Here is an 18,520-nt window from a genome sequence, read left to right as displayed (position 1 = left end):
TCCCCGCCGGTTTCCCCTAACCTCGGCAAGCCCCCTCCCGGCACAGGCAAGATCAGCTTCTGAGCGCGGAGAACTCGATGAACAAGCCGGGGATTGTCCTACTGGCCAGCACCGTTGGCCTGCTGGCGCTGCTCGCGCCCCTGTCGCTGTCGCTTTATCTGGCCCAGAGCCAGGGCCGTGAAGCGGTCATGTCCTCCTTGCACGAAGTGGCCAACGACGTTCTGGAACGCGCCCGCATCGAACGTGGGCAGATCAATGACGCCATCAGCCAGCTCGACCAGCAACCCTCACCCCCTCGGTCTTCATTCCCATGGCCGAGGCTAACGGACTGATCCAGCGCATCACCGCCCGGGTCATGGAGATCGTGGTACGGGATGCGGCGCAACTGCTGCGCGACGATGAACGCCTGCACATCGCCATCAACCTGTCCACCGAGGACCTGAAGACCCAGGACGCCGAACAGCGCTTGCGCAGGCTGTCCGCCGAGGCTGGCATGGGGCCGCGCAGCCTGATGGTGGAGATCACCGAACGCGGGCTGATCGACCCCGACAAGTCGCGCGCCGTGCTGCTGGCGGTCAGGGCCAGCGGCTTCCAGGTGGCGATCGATGACTTCGGCACCGGGCACTCCAGCCTGTCGTACCTGGCCACCTACGATCTGGACTTCCTGAAGATCGACAAGATGTTCATCGACACACTGGGCACCGACGCCCCGACCCGCCTGGTGACCTTGCACATCATCGAGCTGGCGCGCTCCCTGGGCCTGCAGATGATTGCCGAAGGCGTCGAAAATCAGACCCAGTGCGACATCCTGCGCCAGCACGGCGTGCAGTACGCCCAGGGCTGGCTGTTCGCACGTCCCATGAGCATCGAGCAACTGAGCGCGTTCATCGACCAGCACACCGCAGCTGCCCGGCACGACAGCGAGCAGGCTCAGCCGGCCGGGGGTTTCAACGGCGGGTAGCTGACGTCCCGCAGCACCCCGATGTAACCGCGATACAGGTTGGCCGTCGGCAGCAGCTGCCGCGCGGCCAGTTGCCGATGCAAACGACGCAGATGGTAGAACGGCACGCGCACGTAGAGGTGATGCTCGATGTGGTAGTGGATGGCGTGGGGGCCGAACAGGAAGGTCTGCCAGTTTGGCCGCACGATGCTGCGGGCGTTCTGGCTCTGGTCGGCATGGGCCGGCAGGCCGGCATGCTCCATGATCGCCCGCACCCGGCCCAGCAAGGGCAACAGGGTAATCGCCGGCAGCAGCCACAAGCCCGGGTACAGCCAGGGGTGGCCGCTCCAGGCCAGCAGGCCGAACAGCAAGGCGTTGCTGACCAGCATCGACAGCACCTCTCCCAGCGCCTGGCGCGGCGACTTGTCGACCTTGGGCATGATTGCCCGATAGTCGCCCCGGGCGAACCGCCAGGCACTGATGCAATAACCCACCCCGCTCAGGTCCGCCAGCAGCCGCAGGATCAGCCGGCCCCGGGGCAAGGGGTAATCCCCCAGGCCGAACACCGCCACTATCGGGTCGTCATGCTGCATCGGTTGCAGGTGATGCTTGAGGTGCCCGGCGCGGTAGGTGCGCAGCGAAAGAAACAACGGCCCGGCCGCCAGCCACTGACCGACCAGGTCGTTGGCTCGCTGCCCGCGCAGCAGCAGGCCATGGGCGCTCTCATGCATGAGCACCGCCAGCGCCAGCTGGCTGCGGGCGATCAGCAACGCGGCCAGCAGGTAGCTGAGCGGGTGCGGCCAGAGCGCGGCGCCGGCGAACCCGGCGCCGATCAGCGTCCAGTCGCCCAGCAGCGCCAGCCAACTGATCCAGGGCTTGGCCACGAACAGCTCCGCGGCAGGGGCAAAGGCATGCAGTGCGCGGTTGTCGCCGGCACGAGGTTCAGGCTGGGACACGGCGGTGGTTTCCTTGTCGTTGGGTGACCAGGGCACAGACCAGGGCCAGGAGCACGCCGCCCGCCACATCGACCAGCGTGTGCTGCTTGAGGGTCAGGGTCGACAGGCAGATCAGCAGTCCGCTGGCGGCGCTCAGCCATGGGTAGGGGCGGCCCCGGAGCGCCCACCAGGCCAGGCAGGTCACTGCCACATGCAGACTGGGAAAGCCGTTGCAGGCCCGGTCCAGTTGCCACATGCGGCTCAGCCGCTGTTGCAGGAAGGCATTGTCCAGGGCGTCGAGCTGCGGCCTGGGCAGCACTTCCGGAAACAGCCAGAAGCACAGCAGCGCGACGCCGAAAGCCAGGCCGGTGGCGTTGCGCAGCCCGCGAAAGCGCTCCGGGCTGGCGTAGGCCGCCGCCAGCAGGACAAAGGGAAAGAACAGCACATACAGGAACCACGACTCGGCCACGAACGGGATCCATTGGTCCAGCGGCGTGACCCAGTTGTAGCGAGGCGTGACCAGGCGCTGCAGGCCGATGAACAGTGCCAGCCCCAGCAGCAGGGCAAACGCCGCCGCCAGGGCCTGCCCGGGGTGGGCGGCCAAGATCAGGCGGCGCACGGGGCTGGCCATGGCCACTGGCTGGACGGCTGCGCTGGAGCGCTGGCGCTTCAAGGCGAGCGCCTCACAAGCCGAGCAAACGGCTGACCCAGGCATCGGTCCGCGCCCGGGCACGCTGGTTGCCCGCCGCCACGTCGGGCGCCGGCGCCGCCGCGCTCAACTGCCGCGCCGCCTGCGCCACCTGGCGGCGAAAATCGTCGGCGTCGCCGCGCCAGGTCACCACCTCATGCAGCACCTGCAGCTGGGCTGCGCGCACGGCATTGCTGGTCTGTTCGGGCTGATCACTGAGGACCAGGATGATCGGCCGCTGATAGACCCGGGCAATGGCCAGGGCGGCCATGCCGGGGGCCGACACCATCAGCCGGGCCCGGGCCGCGCGACTGGCCCAGTGCGGGTCGACCCCAAGCCAGCCATCGTGCCCGGCATAGCCCTCGCCCACCCGATGCCCGCGCAGCCCGGCACCCTCCAGCCCGGCGCTCAGGGCGTCGGCCAGCAAGGGTTGGCGAAAATGCGGATTGAGGTACACCGCCGCGTCCGTCCCGAGCGCGTCCGGCAGGGCTTCGGCCAGGGCCACCGGCGTCGGCAGGCGATACAGCGCCGGGGCCTGGGCATCATCGACCTCATGGGCGAAGTCGTGTTCGATGCGCGCCCGCGCCGCATCGATCTGGCGGTTGACGATCCAGCCGAACAGGCGCCCGAACTGCCGCGGCCACAGGCCCTCGAAATTGTTCAGCAGCGCCCGCTTGAGACTGGCGCCATAGACATGCACCACCTTGCGCCGCCACCCCGGCAGCATGCCCATGTACAGCAACGCCGGATGGAAGGAGTCGTTGATCACCAGGTCGACGCCGCGCCAACGGCGCCGCAGCTGCAAGATGTCCCGCAGCATGCGGCCGGGACGGAACAGGTAATGGGCGACATTGCGGTTGGTGGCCTGGCGCTGCATGTTCTGCTCGCGGTCGAACTGCACCGCGTAGTGCAGCGAAAGGATCTGCGCCTGGATGCCGAAGCGCTGCAGAAACGCCTGCCCCGGCACCGAGGTGGTCAGCACCTCGACTCGGGCCCCGGCCGCACGCAGGGCATGCACCAGCAGTTGCGCGCGCATCAGGTGGCCGCGAGCGTCGGCGGTGGCCAGGTAGAGAATCCGCGTACTCATCGGCGTCGGCCCACGCCACCCAGCGCCCAGCCGGCGCCCAGCATGGCCAGGGCCCCGCTGACGCCGAAGCTGGCATCCACGGCGCGAATCTCCTTGAGCAAGGCCGCCAGCCGGCCCGCTTCCCCGGGCGCCACGATGCGCCGCAAGGTGTTCTGGCACAGCCGCACATGGGCTTGCTCATCGGCCAGCACCCGCGCCAACAGCGGATACAGGCGATGCCCGGGATCCAGCACGGCGCAGTGGCGACGCAACACCCGCTCGGCCATCTGCTCGGCGCAGAGCCCGGTGGCATAGGCCGGCACCAGCAGACCCTGCTCGAAAGACCCGGCATAACGATGGGCCAGGCGCTGCCAGCGCCGGATCTTGCGCCGACTCAGCCAGTCCGGTTCCAGGCGTACCGAACCTTCGTCGCCCAGCGCCCGCAGGGCTTCGGCGAACAGGTTCACATGGCGCTGCTCATCGGCCAGATGCTGCTGCACCTGACGTTCGAGCCAAGGCGGCGACTGCGGCAGCAGCTCGTCCAGCAGCGTGCGCTCGGTGGCGTCTTCGCCGGCCAGGTACATGCGCAACAACAGGCGCTCGCCCCTGCTGCTCAGGTGCAGACGCCGCAGCGCGGCGCGCTTGATGCGATCCACCAGGCGCGCCTGCAGCGCCCCCAGGCCCCGCGCCCGGGGCGGGTTCAGGCAGCTGAAATCGGCCGTACCCACCCACCCTTGCTCCGCGCTCATTGCCCGGGCTGCGCCGTGGCGGCGCTGCTGGCCTGCTGGCTGTGGTGCCAGGCCAGAATCAGGCCGATGAAGCTGTCGCGCATAAAGGCCGAACCGCTGGCAGCGGCACCGGGAAAGGCTTGCTCCTGGCCGTTGTAGCGCAGGTAGCCGCGGCCGTTGACCGCGCCCAGTTGCAGGTTGTCGTGCTTGTTCAGGCCGCGGCGGCGCACCTCCTGGAGCAACGGGCTGTCCTCCAGGCCGAACACGAACAGCTGGCGCTGCACCACCCAGTGCGGAATCTGCCCGCTGAGGGCGCGCAGGTCGAGGTTCCAGGTGCCCTGCTCCAGCACCTGCTGCAGGGCCTGGGTGTCCGCCTGCCTGGCGTTGAAGCTGGCGCGCATCAGCGACTTGGACACCCGGCCAAGCCCCAGGCCAATGGTGATGTCGTCAGCCGCCGGGTGCTGCGGGTCACTGGGGCGCACCACCACCAGATAGCTGGCCAGCCGCGCGGCGAGCGACGGCTGGGCCAGTACCTTGCGCGCCTGCTCGGCGCTCAGCAGCAGGCGCTCGCCAGCCCCTTCGCGGACGCTGATGCGATAGGGATCCAGAGCAATGTCGCGAAACGCGCCGCGCACCGGTGCATGCACGTAGGTGTCGGTCTTCCAGGTAGGACCGGAGCGGCGCAACAGCACCTGCAGGCTCAGGGGCACGCGCTGGCCATCACCGGCGACGCCGCTGCCGTGCAGCAGAATGTCGCCGATCACGGTCTTGTCGTCATGGTCGCCGGCGGCATCGATCACGATGGCCCGGGCTTGCCGGTCGACGCTGGCGCGGGCGTCGGCCACGTCCAGGGCCACCCGGTTGCACTCGATGTCGCTGGAGACGGACGTGGCACAGCCACTGTCCGAGGCGAAGTGATACACCCCGCGACCGGCGAACTCGCTGGGCGCGGCCTGGGCCTGGGCCGCCAGGGCCAACACCGCCAGGCATAGCAGGGAGCGGCCGAATGAAGCCAGTGAAGGTTGGGGCATGAAAGTTTCCTCTAGGCACGCCGGCGGCGTGCGACGATGCGGCGCGCCGCGGATCAATCCAGGTGGCGGTGGTAGGACAGTGCTTCACTGTGGCGGGCACTGGCGCGGCCGATCTGCAGTCCGCAACCACGGACCACGGCACCGGCGGTATCGAGCAGGGAAATGGCCGTGACCATGGCCATCGCCCCCAGGCGCCGCAACCCGCGCACGGGCGGCAGGTCCTGATGATTGAGAGCCCGCAGGCTGTAGCCCAGGCGTCCGAGCATCACGCACAGGGGGCCGAGCGGCCCGCTGCGAGCAAGCCATTGCAGCCAGCCCGGCAGGTAGGCGCGAACCAGATAAGGGGTCAGGTCGACACTGTCGCCGCCACGGAGCCAGCGCAGCTTGAGCACTTCGCCCTGGCTGTCGGGCAGACGATGCTCGGTGTGGGCCGCAGGGGCATAGAGCACCGCCACCCCGGCCGCCTGCAGGCGCAGGCCCATGACCTGGCAATGGGCCCGGTACACCCCATCCAGCGGCTCGTAGCGGTAGTGCTCGAAGGTGTCGCAACGAAACGCCACGTTGTTGGCATAGAAGTTACGCGTGGCGCCCTGGCGCAAGGGGCTGGGGAAGTACATGAAGTCGATGGCGGTCAGGGCGCTGCCGGCGACGCTGGGCGCATAGCTGGTGCGCCCGGCCACCGCCAGCGGCGCATCGGGCCCGGCCAGGGGGGCAAGCAACTGTTCCAGCCAAACGGCGCAGGGAATGCAGTCGGCGTCGGCAAACACCACGTACTGGCAGCGCTGCCGATCGACCGCGTCAAAGCCGACATTCTTCGCGTCGTAGTAGCCGGTGCCGCCATCGATCTCGACAAAATCCACGGGCCGACCCGCCAGGGCGCACAAAGCCTGGCGCGCCGCCAGGTCGAGGCCATCGTGGGTGATGATCCACTGGGCAAAGGACTGGGGCGCCAGACTCTGCAGGGCCAGCCGGGCGATCAGCCGCTCAAGGCTGTGCAGGGCCTCCAGCGCATCCTTGCCGCCGCGCAGGTTGTTGGTTTCCAGCACCAGGGCGGAGCTGGCGGCGATCGCCTCCAGGCGCTCGCGCCCCTGGCTGCCGGGAGGCAACGGCGACATCCCGGTTGTCGTCTCTTGGCTATCCATTTCGTCGTGTCTCTGTAAAAGCGCGGTCGCCCCAGGGGCGGGGGCGCAATCACAGCATTATTCCCGGGATTATTCAAACACCGGCTGCGTGCGGCGCAGGCCGACGCAGCCACGGGACCCGGTCCCTTGCACAGACAGCGCAGATGGCATCGGGCGCAGCAGCCACCTGCGCCGCCAGGGCCGGTCGCCCCTTGAGCCTGCCGGGCCTACTTGCCCGAGAACGACACGGGCGGGGCAAATTCGGCCTTGCGTCGCTTGAGCCCATAGTTGCCCATGCGCAAGTAGCGCTCGTTCATGTTCATGAACGGCTTGATCATCGGCGCAATGATCAGGAGAAAGGCAATGGTGCCGATGCCGAAAGGTCCACCCAGGGCCCAGCCGACGAGGAAGATGCTGATCTCCAGCACCATCTTGGCCAGGGTGAAGGACCAGCCGAGCTTGTTCATCATGCTGATCACCAGCAGATCGATGACCCGGATGCCGATGCCGCTCATGATGATCAGCGCCGAGGCATAGGCACACAGGGCCAGGCCGATGCTCAGCAGCACATAGGGGCCCATGATCGCCGACAGCGCCCGGTCAAGCTCAAGCCACAGCCAAAGGTCGATGAACAGGCCGGTCAGGGTGGTGGTGATGAACGGACTCAGCGGCGGCCACTGGCGGTTCCACAACGCCCACCACAGCAGCAGGCCCACCGAGAACAGCGCCGAGCAGGCTCCCAGCCCGACCTGCAGCTGGTTGTTCAGGGCAATCACAAACACATCCAGCGGATCGGTGCCCAACTGGCTGACGATGAAAAACAGCGCCCCCAGGGAAAAGATCATCACCCCTATCAAGTACATCGCCAGCCGGTCCGGCGAACGCCAGGCGCGAACGGAGGCCGCCAGTGCCTGTTTGATGCCCTTGGGCCCGACGTGTTGTTCCTGGGTCATAGCGCTTCCCTCTTCTGATGATTGATACGTCCGTGCAGGTCTGCCATGGCGCGCTCACTTGGCCCCCATGGAGATGAAACTCATGCCGCTGCTGACATGGCGGATGGTGACCCTGGAATTGTCGAGGCCGCCCTCGCAGATCTCGTTCTGCACCTCATGGCTGGCCTGGGCCAGATACAGGCCGCCCATCACCGTGGCTTCGGTGCCCTGGGGCGAATGCATGACCAGCGGCGGTGTCAGTGACGGCTTCAGGTAGCCCGGCTCGCGCAGCAGCATGCCCACTTGCTGGGGAATCTCCGGAAAGCGCCCGAGCATGCCGCCGCCCAGGCAGATCACCTCGACCCGGAACAGCTCCACCAGATTGGCCGTAGCCAGGGCCAGGGCCTGTACCGCCCGCAAGCGCCAGTGATTGAGCGTGGCCTCATCGGAAAAGCCCATCGACGCGACGAACTTGTCCAGCGAACGGAACGAGGCATAGGCCTGCAGACAGCCCGCCCGGCCACAGGAGCAGGGAGCGCCGCCGGGCCAGACCAGCAGGTGCCCCAGCTCCCGATTGGGCAACATGCGCCCCTGATAGACCACGCCGCCACCGACCCCGGTGCCCAGGGAAAAATGCACCAGGTTGGAGGCGCGCATCACCGTGGCGTCGCCAAAGGTCGCGGCGGTGCCGTCATCGCACCAGATCACCCGCTCGACCCCTTCGATGCGCAGCGCCGGGCCGATGGCCAGGCCCTCCCAGTCCGGCCGGTTGGGCCAGCGGATGATGGTGCCGTCGGCGTTGAGGGTCGGGGCGCTGGCAATCACCAGGCAATTGATCGGGCCGTACAGGGCGATCTGCTGATACAGCAGGACCACCGCCTGCTCGATGATGCTCTGCGGATTGCAACCGGCCGCAATCTCGATGCGCTCACGCTGCACCACGCGGCCGCCGACACTGCAATGGATGGCCATCTTGCTGCCACCCAGATCGACACTGGCGCAATGCATCAGAAACGCCCCCCGCCATCGACCGCGATCACCGCGCCGTTGACATAGGACGCCTGGGGCGAAACCAGAAAGCCGACCACCGCCGCCACTTCCTCGGGACGCCCCAGGCGCCGCAGGCCGATGCGCTGGCAGACCTGCCGCTGGTCCTCGGCGCTGTAGTGGCTCGACGCCGCGGCGATGGCGCCGGGGGCCACCACATTGACGGTGATGCCCATCTCGCCGACCTCGAACGCCAGGGAGCGGGCGTAGCCATGCAGGGCCGCCTTGGACGCGGCGTACAGGCTCTGCCCCGGCATGCCGTTTTCACCGGCCAGCGAGCCCAGGAGCACCACCCGCCCCTCGCGCTGGCCGATCATCGGCCGCACCAGCTGGCGCACCAGGCGTATCGTGGCTTGCACATTGAGGTCGAACAGCTGCTCGCCCTCATGCTGCTGGCTGAGCAAGGCGGACTTGCGCAACATCCTGGCGGCGCAACAGACCAGGGCGTAGACCGGTCGCGAATCCTCGGCCAGGGTGGCCAGCAGGCGCGTGGTATCTGCCGCGGATGTCAGGTCGCAGGCGACCGGAAGCAGTGTGCCGGGCAGCTCCTCGGTACTGGCGACCAGGGCTTGCATACGCTCGATGTTGTGCTGGTAGACCCCGTAGACCCAAGCGCCTTCGGCGACCAACGCTTCACATATCGCGGCGCCCAGCACACCGGAGGCCCCTGTGACCAGGCACACTCGTCCATTCAGTTTCAGCATGATTTTCCCTATCTGCGATCGATTTAGGCGGGCAGCTGAACCGCTACCCTGTAAGACACCCGGTACTGCGTGGTTCCTGCCGTCGCCACGGGAAGCTGGCGAAAATACTTGTCATCGAAACAGCCCAGGCATGGCGCTCCGTCCTGGTCATAGGCATCGACCACGGACAGCCGCAACAGGGCGCCCAGCGGCGACCGGTGCAGCGGCCACAGGTCACGGCAAAGCCCCGCCTGTTCGGACAACAGGCGGATCATCAGGGGGTCCACGGCTACCCACTCGCCACAGATCTGCAGCTCGGCCCAGTAATGGCCGGTGGCATAGGGAGAACTGAGCAACAGGCCGAACACCTGCCTGGCCGCCAGGCCACGAGCCTGTGCCTGTTCGACCAGCAATTTCGAAAATCCACCGCATTCGGCCAACCGGTGCCGGCGCATGAAGTCGAGGTCCCAGCGTATGCCGTCATGCAGCATGTAGAACTGCATGTCGGTGCAGACCTCTTCGACCAACTCCCGAAAGGGGCTCGGCAGGAGCAGTCTTCGGCCGGGTATGACTAGGCATTGGCGATAGAAGTCACCCCCCGCGGCAGCCTCCAGGGAACACTGGCGCTGATCGCCGATCAGCACCTGGATCGGTCCCCGGGGCGGGGTTTTCTCGTCGAGGGTGTAGACCAGTTCCACCCGCCGATCGCGCTCGGAATGACGAAACGCCGCGGCCCAGCCGCGCATGGCCAGCTTGTGCAACGACGGCAGGCGCAGGTGCAGCGACAGGTTGTACAGATCGTCGGGATCGAAGCAGCGCTCCTCGCCCTGCTGCCGCGCGGCCAGGCCGATGGCCTCCAGCGCCGGCAGCTCATCGGCGGCGAAGCCATACAGCCCGGCCTGCGCCGCAGTCACGCTGAAGCGCCGATGCCGGTCATCGACCTTGGCCAGGTTGTGCACAATGCCCTCGGCCAGGGACAGCCGCTGCTGGGCCGGATTCAGCATGCGAAACCCGGCATTTCGCACTGGGCCGAGGCCTGGCAGCCGCTCAATCCGGCGATGGTCGGGGCGATCTGCTGCAACTGCAACGGCCCCGGCGCGGCGTCGATCCAGGCCCCGTCCAGCAGCACGAAGCCGCCCTCGCGGTGCCATCCCGACTGGGCGGTGCGGCGCACATGGCTGGCCCAGCGCGGGTCGCCCAGGGGCGGGCGCCGGGCATCCGCGGGGGTCACGATCAGGCTCGGCGCGAGGTGGGTGTAGGGGCCCTGGTAGACCGCCTCCCGCGGCCGCACGGCGGCCAGCACCGGCTGGCCGTCGGCAAAACGCATCGCCTCCAGGCACTGCATCACCGCCTGGCGCTCGGCATCACTGGCCCGCCCTTCATTGCACAGGTCGCGGCACAGCATCACCCCGTGGGAGCCCTGCACCGTCTCCAGGGCCACGCTGCGCTGCAGGTCGACCTGGCCCTGCGGGTCGAGCACCTGCAGACCGGCGGCCTGCAGCTGCTGGTTGATGGAAAAGAAGCCCTGCAGTTCGCCGAAGCCCATCTCGGAAAACACCAGCATCGACTCCGGCGCCAGGGACTGCAGGCGGGCACAGGCGCGATCGATGAAGTCATAGGCCTGGAGAATCTGCGGGCGCCGGGCCGGTTCGGGGTCGAGCATTTCGTACCACATGAAATGCGACAGGCGATCGGCCAGGGTCAGGTTGACGATCATCACGTCCGCCTCCGCCCCCAGGGCCATGGCGCTGTCGAGCTGGTGCTCGGCGATGCGCATGGCCTGGGCGGCGAATTCCTCGAAGGGCTGGCCGGTGTAGAACAGCGAAACATCGTGGGCATAGCGCACCCCCTGAGCGTTCAGGTCGCGCAACAGGCTGCGCGGGTGGCTGGTGTTCATCGAATTCTGCATCGGGTAGGTGATCAGCGTGCCGTTGAGCGGCCGCGGCGGATGGGTCAGTTGCACGTTGACCACGGCGAAACGCAGGTCGGCCATTTCCGGCCATTCCCAGAGCCGGGACGCCATGACATCGGTGGTTTCCAGAATCCGCGGGATCTCTCCCGAACTGTGGGCACTCCAGTAGGAAAAACAGCCGTGCCGACCGGGGTTGACCCCCGAGAACGCGGTGGCCAGGTTGCTCGGTTCATAAGGCACCGGACCACAGTCCAGATGCCGGTACGCCTTGGCTCCCAGGCGTTGCGAAAACCAGGGCAGCCGTCCTTTGGCAACTTCGGACTCCAAGACCTGCGGGTCCATTCCTTCGGCAATGACAATCAGCGTTTTCATAATAGCGGTTCGCCCTTTATCGTCCTTGATTGCGACACACTTAACGAGCGCCGAACCAACACTTAAACATGACCACACAATGACAATCACCTTGCAACAAGGCGAATATCAACACATATAAAAAACAAATAAACGGCAGCCACTCACAAACAACTCTTTTAATTAAAAGAGTAGCCACAGAGAATCTCTTATATACAAAACGCCACTTCCTTGACGTCAGCAATACTTGGAAAGGCAGGCCAGAGCCAGCTGAATAAATAGGGGAACCCCATAGGAACCGGGACTTTCCGCCCCTTCAAGTTGTTTGCGATTTTTTAACACAGGAATTAATTCCCGCACGATAACTGCAACTTCGAGTTTATTTCATAATATTACAAAGCATTGCTAAAAATAACCTTGCATTGACTTTTGAAGTCCATGATATCTTCGACGCCGGGCTGAAATTGATTCACCAACAGCCTTCAATCGAAACTAAAAAAGTAATAACGCAAGCCAGTCCGACAAACGGATAAAACTTAAGGCACAACACTTCATCACCCCCCTGAGATTTCCCGCGGATATCTCGGTCGGATGCTGTTTGCCTGTCGCTTGCTCAACCTTTCCAAGGGAATGGACCTATGACCCTGGCTATTCATGGCGGCACCCCGGTTCGACAAACGCCTTATCCCGACTGGCCGCAGTTTGGCGTCGAGGAAGAAAACGCCCTGCTGCGCAGCCTGCATCAGGGCCAGTGGTGGCGCATGCAGGGCCGCGAGAACCTCGACTTCGAGCAGGCCTTTGCCCAATTGCATGGGGGCCATTCGGCCTTTGCCGTGAGCAACGGCACGGTGGCCCTGGAAATCGCCCTGCAAGCGGCCGGTATCGGCCCCGGCGACGAGGTGATAGTGCCGGCCTTCACCTTCATCTCCACCTCCATGGCCTGCCAGCGCATCGGCGCCACGGCGATCGCCGTGGATGTACTGGCCGATACCCTGTGCATCGACCCGGCCGCGGTGCTGGCCAGCATCGGTCCGCGTACCCGGGCAATCATTGCCGTGCACATGGCCGGCCATCTGTGCGACATGCACAGCCTGGCGCGCATCGCCGACCAGCACCGCCTGGTGATCATCCAGGACGCCGCCCACGCCCACGGCGCACGCGGCCTGGGCGATACCGGGATCGGTGAATACGGCTCCCTGGCCTGCTTCAGCTTCCAGAACTTCAAGCTGATGACCGCCGGCGAAGGCGGCCTGGTGCTGTGCCCCAACGAAGAACTGCGGGAAAAGGTCTTCCTCTACGGCAACGTCGGGCGGCCCCTGGGGGATCGCAGCTACCAGCACACCGTGGTCGGCACCAATGCCCGCTTGAGCGAGTTCAGCGCCGCCGTGCTCAGTGCCCAGCTCGGGCGCCTGGAACAGCAGACCCGGGTACGCCAGCACAACGCCCACCTGCTCGGCGAAACCCTGGTGCGCCAGGGGCTGGTGACGCCGCAGGTGCGTACCGCGGATGCCCACACCCACCCCTACTACATGTTCCTGTTCACCCTCGACGACCTCCCGGGACAGCCACAGCTGGACCGCAACCAGGTGGTGGACTGCCTGGTGGCCGAGGGTATTCCGGCCTTTCGCGCCTACCAGGCGCTGTACCGCATACCGAGCTACTGGCAGGCACCGGCGCCGACGCGGCAGAACCTGGAGCAGTGCATCGCCGCCTGCCCGGTGAGCGAGCGCATGGCCCAGCGCGGTATCTGGATCCACCACCGGGCCCTGCTCGGCACCGAGCAGGACACCCTGGACATTGCCGCGGCCATCGCCAAGGTCCACCAGCATCTGGTCGGCGCGCAATGATCGAGCCCCGTGTCGCCCTGGTCGGAGCCGGTTGGGTGGTGCGCCAGGTCTGGGCGCCGCTGCTGGTGCAACAGCAGGCGCAGATCGTCTCGGTGATCGACCCCCAGGCCGACGCCGCCGGGGCCTTCCCGGCCCTGGCGCCGGCGCCGCGCTGGCACCGCTGCATGAGCGACCAGGCCTTGCGCGGCTGCAACCTGGCGCTGATCTGTTCACCCAACGTGCATCACGTGCACCAGGCCTTGCGGGCCATGGACCAGGGCCTGCACGTGATCCTGGAAAAACCCGCCTGCCTGTCCCTGGCCGAGGCCGAATGCCTGATCCAGCGCAGCCGGGCCAGTGCCACCGAGCTGCTGGTCAGCGCCGCGGCCTCGCACCGCAGCGACGTCCGCGCCCTGGTCGCGGCGGTGGCCGGCGGCGCGATCGGCACCCTGCATTGCCTGGATATCAGCTGGCGGCGCCAGCGCGGCATACCACGCCCTGGCTCCTGGTTCACCCAGGCCGGCCAGGCCCTGGCCGGCTCCGGCGCCGACCTGGGCTGGCACCTGCTGGAGGTAGCGCTGCAGGTGCTGGACTACCCCTTGGTCGAGGCCGCGCTGTACCACCACGTGGCCGCGCCAGGCGACGCCGGAGAACACCAGGCCAGCTGGCGCGCCGAGCAGGCCGCGGCCGCCGAGGCCCGCATCGAGGTCGAATCCCAGTCCTTCAGTTGCCTCAAGGTCGAGGGCGGCCCGCTGATCCGCATGAGCACGGCCTGGGCCTCGCACCAGGAACGGGACGCGACCCGGATCACCCTGTACGGCAGCGCCGGGGAACTGCAGCTGCACACCACCTTCGGCTTCAGCCAGAACCGGGTGGCGCAACCCAGCCTGACCCTGACGGTGGACGGCCGGACAACCCCGCTGGCCTTTGCCGCCGAGGACAACGTCGCCCCCTACCGGGCCTTTTTGCGCCAGCACCTGGCCACCCTGGGCAGCAGCCCCCAGGCCCGCGAAGGTGAATACCGCAAGCTGCGCTCGCTGGCCTCGGCCATGTCCGCCCTGTACCCCCACTTATCGTCATCCGGCGCCGCACCTTCGGTTCAATGACCGCGCGCCGCAGCCAGGAGCCCATCCCATGGCCGATTCAAGCCTTTTCAAAGACAAGTTGCTGCAACTCTCCCGACTCTCCGGCCCGATCGTGGTATCGCGTATCGGCTTCCTCCTGCTGTCGCTGGTGGACACCATGATGGTCGGGCGCTACGCCACCGAGTCGCTGGCGGCGATCTCCATCACCCACGCCATCGCCGACACCTACATGCTGATCGCCGCCGGGCTGCTGCTGGGGATCCTGGTCATGGGCTCGATCGCCATCGGCCAGCAAGACCCGCGCGCCGCCGGCCTGGCCGCTCAGCGCGGCGTGGTCCAGGCCCTGGGCCTGGGCCTGTTGTGTGCCCTGGCCAGCGCCGCCAGCCTGCCCCTGCTGAGCCGCTTCGGGGTCCAGGCGGACCTGGCTGCGGCCATCGCGCAACTGATGGGGGTGGTGGCCCTGGGGTTGCCGGCGATCCTGATCTACATCGCCTATTCGTTCTTCCTCGAAGGCATCTCCCGCCCCATGCCCGCCACGCTGGTGATCCTGGGCGGCAACCTGATCAACGGGGTGCTGTGCTACGCCATGGTCTACGGCGCCTTCGGCCTGCCGGAAATGGGCGCCCTGGGCTCGGCCTGGTGCACCACCCTGGTCAGGCTGCTGATGGCACTGGCGATCATGCTCTATGTGCACCGCTTCATGGCCGACCGGGCCGACTTCGGCATCAACCGGCGCTTCGCCTGGGGCTGGTCGCAATGGCAGATGCAACGGCGCATCGGCTACGGCGGCGGCTTGAGCTTCGGCATCGAGGCCGGCGCCTTCATGCTGATCGCGGTCATGGCCGGGGTGGCCTCGCCGCTGATCGCCGCCGCCTGCGCGGTGCTGGTCAACATCCGTTCGATCCTGTTCATGATTCCCATAGGCGTGGGCTTTGCCACCTCGATCCTGGTCGGCATGGCCCACGGCAACCGCGACCTGCCGGACATCCGCCGCTCGACCCAGGCCGGCCTGTGGCTGGGGGTGACGCTGAGCACCCTCTGCGCCCTGCTCCTGGCCGCCCTGCCCGGGCCGTTGCTGGCGCAGTACAGCCATGACGCGCAACTGCTGGCGGCGGCGCTGTCGAGCATGCTGCTACTGGCCCTGGCCATGCCCTTCGACGCCTGGCAGGGCGTCATGTCCAATGCTCTGCGCGGACGCGAGGATGCCTTGGCGCCGACCCTGATCCACGGCATTGCCTACCTGCTGCTGATGGTGCCCCTGGGCTGGCTGCTGACCCTGCACTGGCAACGCGGCCTCAACGGTCTGGTGGAAGCCATGCTGATCGGCAACCTGGTGGCGGCGGCGCTGATGACCCAGCGCCACTACCAGCTCAACCGCCGCGGCAGCGAGGCCCCTGCGGCCGCCGCCCTGCCGGATGAGGGGGTCTGATGCAGCTTTCGGTGATCATCCCGGTGCACGCCAAGGCCGAGCGCCTGCGCTTGACCCTGGCCAGCCTGCGCCGCCAGCAGCAGCGTTGCCAATTCGAAACCCTGATCGTCGCCGACGCCGCGCAACCGGCGGTCATGGCCCAGCTCGCCGCCTTGAGCGATGTGCGCATACTCCACTCGCCGGGCCTGGGGCGCGCGGCGGCGCGCAACCTCGGGGCAAGCCTGGCCCAGGGCGAGGTGCTGCTGTTTCTCGACGACGACATCCTGGTCCGGGACGGCTTCTTCGAGGCTCATCTACAGGCCCAGCGCGCCCAGGCCGGCCTGGTCCATGGCCGGCTGCGGGAGCTGATCGCCCTGAGCACCCTGAGCGATCCGGCCCTGGGCTGCCCCGGCTGCCCGCCGATCCTGCCGGAGGATCTGCTGGCCGGGCGCTGGAGCGCCGACGGCGCGCGCCTGGTCGCCAATCCCCTGGAGCAGGCCGCGGAACATCCTCGGGCCAGCCAGTGGCCGTGGCTGGGCAGTGCCGGAGCCAATATCTCGGTGTCCCGCAGCGCCTGGCAGCAGGTTGGCGGTTTCGATGCCTCCTATGGCCGACGCTGGGGCATGGAAGACCTGGACCTGGGCTACCGCCTGTGGCGGGCCGGGGTCCGGCTCAGCCTGGCCCCCGCCGCCTGCGGCTATCACATGTCCCATCACAACCCGCAGCGCTGGCAGGATCACCGGCACAACCTGGAGCTGTTCCAGGCCCAGGCGCCCATCGCCGAGGCCCTGGCCCTGGACCAGTTGCTGTCGCCCACCGGCTCGCTGCAGCGCTACATCGCCCGTGTCGACCAGATCCGGCAGAACGCCCTCTCCCCCTGCGCCCGGGAGTGACGCTTGAGCGCGTCGAGAAAGCGCCCCTGGCTGCCAAACAGCATCAGCACCTGGGAGCGGTAGCACAACGCGGCCTCGCGCCAGCGTGACCAGGAGCAGGCAATGTCCCGGGGCCGCAGGCGTAGGCCCAGGGCCTGCATGTGCTCCAGTTCACGCTGTGGGGAGCACTGTTCGACGTAGGGAAAATCGCTGTAGAAGAACAGCCGGTGGTCCAGGGCGCGGGCCAGACGATGGGTCAGGCAATGATCGACATGGGCGCCGATGGCCAGGGGCGCGCACAGCACATCCTGCGGCCGCAGACAGCCGCGCAAGCGCTGCAGCAGCCCCGGGTCGGGCTCCGGCCAGGCCGCCGGGTCGGGCGTGAGAAACAGCGACTGCGGGCTGGCATGCAGGAACTCGCCATGGCCATCCAGGCGCAAGGCCGCGTCCTGCGCCCCCAGGCTGGAACAGGCGCAACCAAGGAGCGCCGCGGCGCGCTGATCCTCCTGGCGCCGCTGCCCGGGGCTGGCAAAACAGCGCCAGCGCTGTTCGCTGGCATGGGCCCGGGCGATGGCCGGACCGGCGTCGCCGGCGAACAGGCTCAGCAGCACGATCTGCCGTCCCCCGGCCCAGGGCACCAGGCCACTGCCCAGCGACCAGACGGCGTCGTCCGGGTGCGGTGACAGCACCACCACCCGGCCGCGCGGCGCCTCAGCGGGCATTGACGGCACCGCCGGCATACAGCTGCCCCAGGCGCAGGAAGCGCGAGATCTCCCGGTCGTTGCGCTCCACCACCCGGCAACGGCCCATTTTCAGCGGCGAGAGCTGGATATCGGGGAAGTTGGCCATCTGCACCCAGGACAGTTGCTCGAACGCCCGGTACAGCCCCTGCAGCTCGACCTCGCAAGCCGCCAGGCGCATGGCCGGTGGCACTTGGGCCAGGCGCCGGGCGCTGGCACTGAAGGCCTCTTCGAAGTCCGGACCGACATGGGTTTCCGGACAGGGCACGCAGTAGTCCAGGTACATGCCAAAGCGCAACAGCGTCTGATACAGCTCCGCCTCCTCCTGGACCCGGGCCGCCGAAGGCACCTCGTGGCTGCCGAAATTCAGGTAACCGCTGGCCATCGCCGCCGGTGCCTTGAGTGCTTGCAGGGCGCGGCCGACGAACATCAGCAGGCCCCCCAGGTCCTTGAAGCCATTGACCGCGAAGCAGTCGAAGCGGCCACGCAGGCTGGGCGGCAACGGCTCAAAGACGTCGTAGTGGACCACCTCGATATTGTCGAAGCCCTGTTGCGCCGCGACCCGGGCGATGGTCGCCAGCAGTTGCGGATCGATGTCCGCCACGACGATCTGCCGGCGGTAGCCGTGGACCGCGAGAAACAGCGAGAACAACGCGTCGTCCCCCAGCAGCAACAGCGCCTCATGGTTCAGGTCGCCCAGGCTCTGCATGATCTTGTAGCGCCGCACCAGGGTTTCGTATGTCTCGATGGATTGGCTGTAGCGGTTCTGCTTGTCGCTGACGAGGTCGGCGAGGATCTCGCGAAAATGCGGGTTCAGTTGCAGGCAGTCATCGCTGACCAGGTGCAGCCCATGCCCGGGCGCCGGCGTGTCCGGCACGCCTTGCCAGACGAAACGCGGCGCGTCCGTGCCCGGCACCTGGCCCACGCGCCCATCGGCCAGCAGTTGCGCCAGGCACCAGAGCACCTGGCGCACCGTCAGGCGCGACGAGAGCAGTTGGTAGATGCGTTGCGGGCGCCCGAGCTTGGCCAGCAGATCGTCCAGCGCCGCCGCTTGCGCGCCGCTCGCGCCGGGCAGTGTCGCCAGCGTCGCCTGAAGTTCCGAACCCGTTGCAGTCACTGTATGCATGCAGCCTCCTGTGGCGTTGCTTGAAGTGA

At 67.3% G+C, this 18,520-nt stretch carries 19 protein-coding genes; 6 read left to right on the top strand and 13 right to left on the bottom strand.

Features of this window, described 5'->3' with window-relative positions; translation table 11 throughout:
* The first annotated feature begins 77 nt into the window (after positions 1–77).
* Both BLV47_RS12500 and BLV47_RS12495 read left to right on the top strand, forming a co-directional pair.
* Positions 78–332 carry a hypothetical protein gene (locus BLV47_RS12500; RefSeq protein WP_092313953.1) on the top strand — a complete coding sequence of 85 codons (255 nt, stop codon included), beginning with the start codon at positions 78–80 and terminating at the stop codon, positions 330–332.
* Entirely contained in the window at positions 311–961 is a 651-nt protein-coding gene (locus BLV47_RS12495) for an EAL domain-containing protein (RefSeq protein ID WP_092313952.1), read from the top strand. The genes BLV47_RS12500 and BLV47_RS12495 overlap by 22 nt, the downstream gene beginning before the upstream one ends.
* On the opposite strand, the gene BLV47_RS12490 is transcribed toward BLV47_RS12495, so the two are convergent.
* From BLV47_RS12490 to BLV47_RS12440, 11 genes are all read right to left on the bottom strand, one after another.
* On the bottom strand, positions 931–1,896 hold the full coding sequence (locus BLV47_RS12490) for a fatty acid desaturase family protein (RefSeq protein ID WP_092313950.1): 966 nt from the start codon (positions 1,894–1,896) through the stop codon (positions 931–933). The two genes, BLV47_RS12495 and BLV47_RS12490, sit on opposite strands and share 31 nt — an antisense overlap.
* A complete protein-coding gene (locus tag BLV47_RS12485; protein ID WP_092317204.1) occupies positions 1,883–2,506 on the bottom strand; it encodes a phosphatase PAP2 family protein in 624 nt (207 codons plus the stop codon). Before BLV47_RS12485 ends, BLV47_RS12490 begins: the two co-directional genes overlap by 14 nt.
* A gap of 52 nt (positions 2,507–2,558) precedes the next feature.
* Positions 2,559–3,650, bottom strand: coding sequence for a glycosyltransferase family protein (locus BLV47_RS12480; RefSeq protein WP_092313948.1), 1,092 nt, complete (start codon positions 3,648–3,650; stop codon positions 2,559–2,561).
* Positions 3,647–4,357 carry a diiron oxygenase gene (locus BLV47_RS12475; RefSeq protein ID WP_244168869.1) on the bottom strand — a complete coding sequence of 237 codons (711 nt, stop codon included), beginning with the start codon at positions 4,355–4,357 and terminating at the stop codon, positions 3,647–3,649. The genes BLV47_RS12480 and BLV47_RS12475 overlap by 4 nt, the downstream gene beginning before the upstream one ends.
* Before the next feature lie 17 nt (positions 4,358–4,374).
* Positions 4,375–5,388 carry a hypothetical protein gene (locus BLV47_RS12470; protein WP_092313944.1) on the bottom strand — a complete coding sequence of 338 codons (1,014 nt, stop codon included), beginning with the start codon at positions 5,386–5,388 and terminating at the stop codon, positions 4,375–4,377.
* A gap of 53 nt (positions 5,389–5,441) precedes the next feature.
* Positions 5,442–6,503, bottom strand: coding sequence for a glycosyltransferase family 2 protein (locus BLV47_RS12465; RefSeq protein WP_092313942.1), 1,062 nt, complete (start codon positions 6,501–6,503; stop codon positions 5,442–5,444).
* Between the two features lie 233 nt (positions 6,504–6,736).
* Entirely contained in the window at positions 6,737–7,462 is a 726-nt protein-coding gene (locus BLV47_RS12460) for a YczE/YyaS/YitT family protein (RefSeq protein WP_092313940.1), read from the bottom strand.
* A 54-nt stretch (positions 7,463–7,516) separates the two neighbouring features.
* Positions 7,517–8,449: an ROK family protein gene (locus tag BLV47_RS12455; protein ID WP_092313938.1), complete on the bottom strand. Its 933-nt coding sequence runs from the start codon at positions 8,447–8,449 to the stop codon at positions 7,517–7,519.
* Complete coding sequence (locus tag BLV47_RS12450; protein ID WP_092313936.1) at positions 8,449–9,192, bottom strand: SDR family NAD(P)-dependent oxidoreductase; 744 nt, start codon at positions 9,190–9,192, stop codon at positions 8,449–8,451. The genes BLV47_RS12455 and BLV47_RS12450 overlap by 1 nt, the downstream gene beginning before the upstream one ends.
* Before the next feature lie 23 nt (positions 9,193–9,215).
* Positions 9,216–10,175 (bottom strand): transglutaminase-like domain-containing protein, encoded by a 960-nt coding sequence (locus BLV47_RS12445; RefSeq protein WP_092313934.1) that lies wholly within the window; start codon positions 10,173–10,175, stop codon positions 9,216–9,218.
* Positions 10,169–11,455 carry an alkaline phosphatase family protein gene (locus BLV47_RS12440; protein ID WP_092313932.1) on the bottom strand — a complete coding sequence of 429 codons (1,287 nt, stop codon included), beginning with the start codon at positions 11,453–11,455 and terminating at the stop codon, positions 10,169–10,171. Before BLV47_RS12440 ends, BLV47_RS12445 begins: the two co-directional genes overlap by 7 nt.
* Positions 11,456–12,072: 617 nt before the next feature.
* Between BLV47_RS12440 and BLV47_RS12435 the strand changes: the two genes are divergently transcribed.
* The 4 genes from BLV47_RS12435 to BLV47_RS12420 are packed head-to-tail and all read left to right on the top strand — an operon-like array spanning position 12,073 to position 16,646.
* The gene (locus BLV47_RS12435; RefSeq protein WP_092313930.1) at positions 12,073–13,281 is read left to right on the top strand and encodes a DegT/DnrJ/EryC1/StrS family aminotransferase; all 1,209 of its coding nucleotides are present in this window, start codon (positions 12,073–12,075) and stop codon (positions 13,279–13,281) included.
* Complete coding sequence (locus BLV47_RS12430) at positions 13,278–14,366, top strand: Gfo/Idh/MocA family protein (RefSeq protein WP_092313928.1); 1,089 nt, start codon at positions 13,278–13,280, stop codon at positions 14,364–14,366. Before BLV47_RS12435 ends, BLV47_RS12430 begins: the two co-directional genes overlap by 4 nt.
* Positions 14,367–14,394: 28 nt before the next feature.
* Positions 14,395–15,774, top strand: a complete 1,380-nt coding sequence (locus BLV47_RS12425; RefSeq protein ID WP_092313926.1) for an MATE family efflux transporter — start codon at positions 14,395–14,397, stop codon at positions 15,772–15,774.
* Positions 15,774–16,646, top strand: a complete 873-nt coding sequence (locus BLV47_RS12420; protein WP_016965808.1) for a glycosyltransferase family 2 protein — start codon at positions 15,774–15,776, stop codon at positions 16,644–16,646. The genes BLV47_RS12425 and BLV47_RS12420 overlap by 1 nt, the downstream gene beginning before the upstream one ends.
* Here BLV47_RS12420 and BLV47_RS12415 read toward each other — a convergent pair.
* Positions 16,586–17,347 (bottom strand): PIG-L deacetylase family protein, encoded by a 762-nt coding sequence (locus BLV47_RS12415; RefSeq protein WP_167365654.1) that lies wholly within the window; start codon positions 17,345–17,347, stop codon positions 16,586–16,588. The two genes, BLV47_RS12420 and BLV47_RS12415, sit on opposite strands and share 61 nt — an antisense overlap.
* Entirely contained in the window at positions 17,337–18,491 is a 1,155-nt protein-coding gene (locus BLV47_RS12410; protein WP_092313922.1) for a bis-aminopropyl spermidine synthase family protein, read from the bottom strand. The genes BLV47_RS12415 and BLV47_RS12410 overlap by 11 nt, the downstream gene beginning before the upstream one ends.
* Positions 18,492–18,520 lie beyond the last annotated feature (29 nt).

Origin of the sequence: Pseudomonas saponiphila, from assembly GCF_900105185.1 — a bacterium.
Classification (GTDB): Bacteria; Pseudomonadota; Gammaproteobacteria; order Pseudomonadales; family Pseudomonadaceae; genus Aquipseudomonas; species Aquipseudomonas saponiphila.
This window is presented reverse-complemented; position numbering and strand designations above follow the sequence as displayed.

Coding starts and splice junctions, on each gene's coding strand:
- BLV47_RS12455 (WP_092313938.1), bottom strand. CDS start 8,449: ATGCATTGCGCCAGTGTCGATCTGGGTGGCAGCAAGATGGCCATCCAT.
- BLV47_RS12465 (WP_092313942.1), bottom strand. CDS start 6,503: ATGTCGCCGTTGCCTCCCGGCAGCCAGGGGCGCGAGCGCCTGGAGGCG.
- BLV47_RS12495 (WP_092313952.1), top strand. CDS start 311: ATGGCCGAGGCTAACGGACTGATCCAGCGCATCACCGCCCGGGTCATG.
- BLV47_RS12460 (WP_092313940.1), bottom strand. CDS start 7,462: ATGACCCAGGAACAACACGTCGGGCCCAAGGGCATCAAACAGGCACTG.
- BLV47_RS12470 (WP_092313944.1), bottom strand. CDS start 5,388: ATGCCCCAACCTTCACTGGCTTCATTCGGCCGCTCCCTGCTATGCCTG.
- BLV47_RS12425 (WP_092313926.1), top strand. CDS start 14,395: ATGGCCGATTCAAGCCTTTTCAAAGACAAGTTGCTGCAACTCTCCCGA.
- BLV47_RS12485 (WP_092317204.1), bottom strand. CDS start 2,506: ATGGCCAGCCCCGTGCGCCGCCTGATCTTGGCCGCCCACCCCGGGCAG.
- BLV47_RS12445 (WP_092313934.1), bottom strand. CDS start 10,175: ATGCTGAATCCGGCCCAGCAGCGGCTGTCCCTGGCCGAGGGCATTGTG.
- BLV47_RS12430 (WP_092313928.1), top strand. CDS start 13,278: ATGATCGAGCCCCGTGTCGCCCTGGTCGGAGCCGGTTGGGTGGTGCGC.
- BLV47_RS12500 (WP_092313953.1), top strand. CDS start 78: ATGAACAAGCCGGGGATTGTCCTACTGGCCAGCACCGTTGGCCTGCTG.
- BLV47_RS12410 (WP_092313922.1), bottom strand. CDS start 18,491: ATGCATACAGTGACTGCAACGGGTTCGGAACTTCAGGCGACGCTGGCG.
- BLV47_RS12420 (WP_016965808.1), top strand. CDS start 15,774: ATGCAGCTTTCGGTGATCATCCCGGTGCACGCCAAGGCCGAGCGCCTG.
- BLV47_RS12440 (WP_092313932.1), bottom strand. CDS start 11,455: ATGAAAACGCTGATTGTCATTGCCGAAGGAATGGACCCGCAGGTCTTG.
- BLV47_RS12435 (WP_092313930.1), top strand. CDS start 12,073: ATGACCCTGGCTATTCATGGCGGCACCCCGGTTCGACAAACGCCTTAT.
- BLV47_RS12415 (WP_167365654.1), bottom strand. CDS start 17,347: ATGCCCGCTGAGGCGCCGCGCGGCCGGGTGGTGGTGCTGTCACCGCAC.
- BLV47_RS12480 (WP_092313948.1), bottom strand. CDS start 3,650: ATGAGTACGCGGATTCTCTACCTGGCCACCGCCGACGCTCGCGGCCAC.
- BLV47_RS12450 (WP_092313936.1), bottom strand. CDS start 9,192: ATGCTGAAACTGAATGGACGAGTGTGCCTGGTCACAGGGGCCTCCGGT.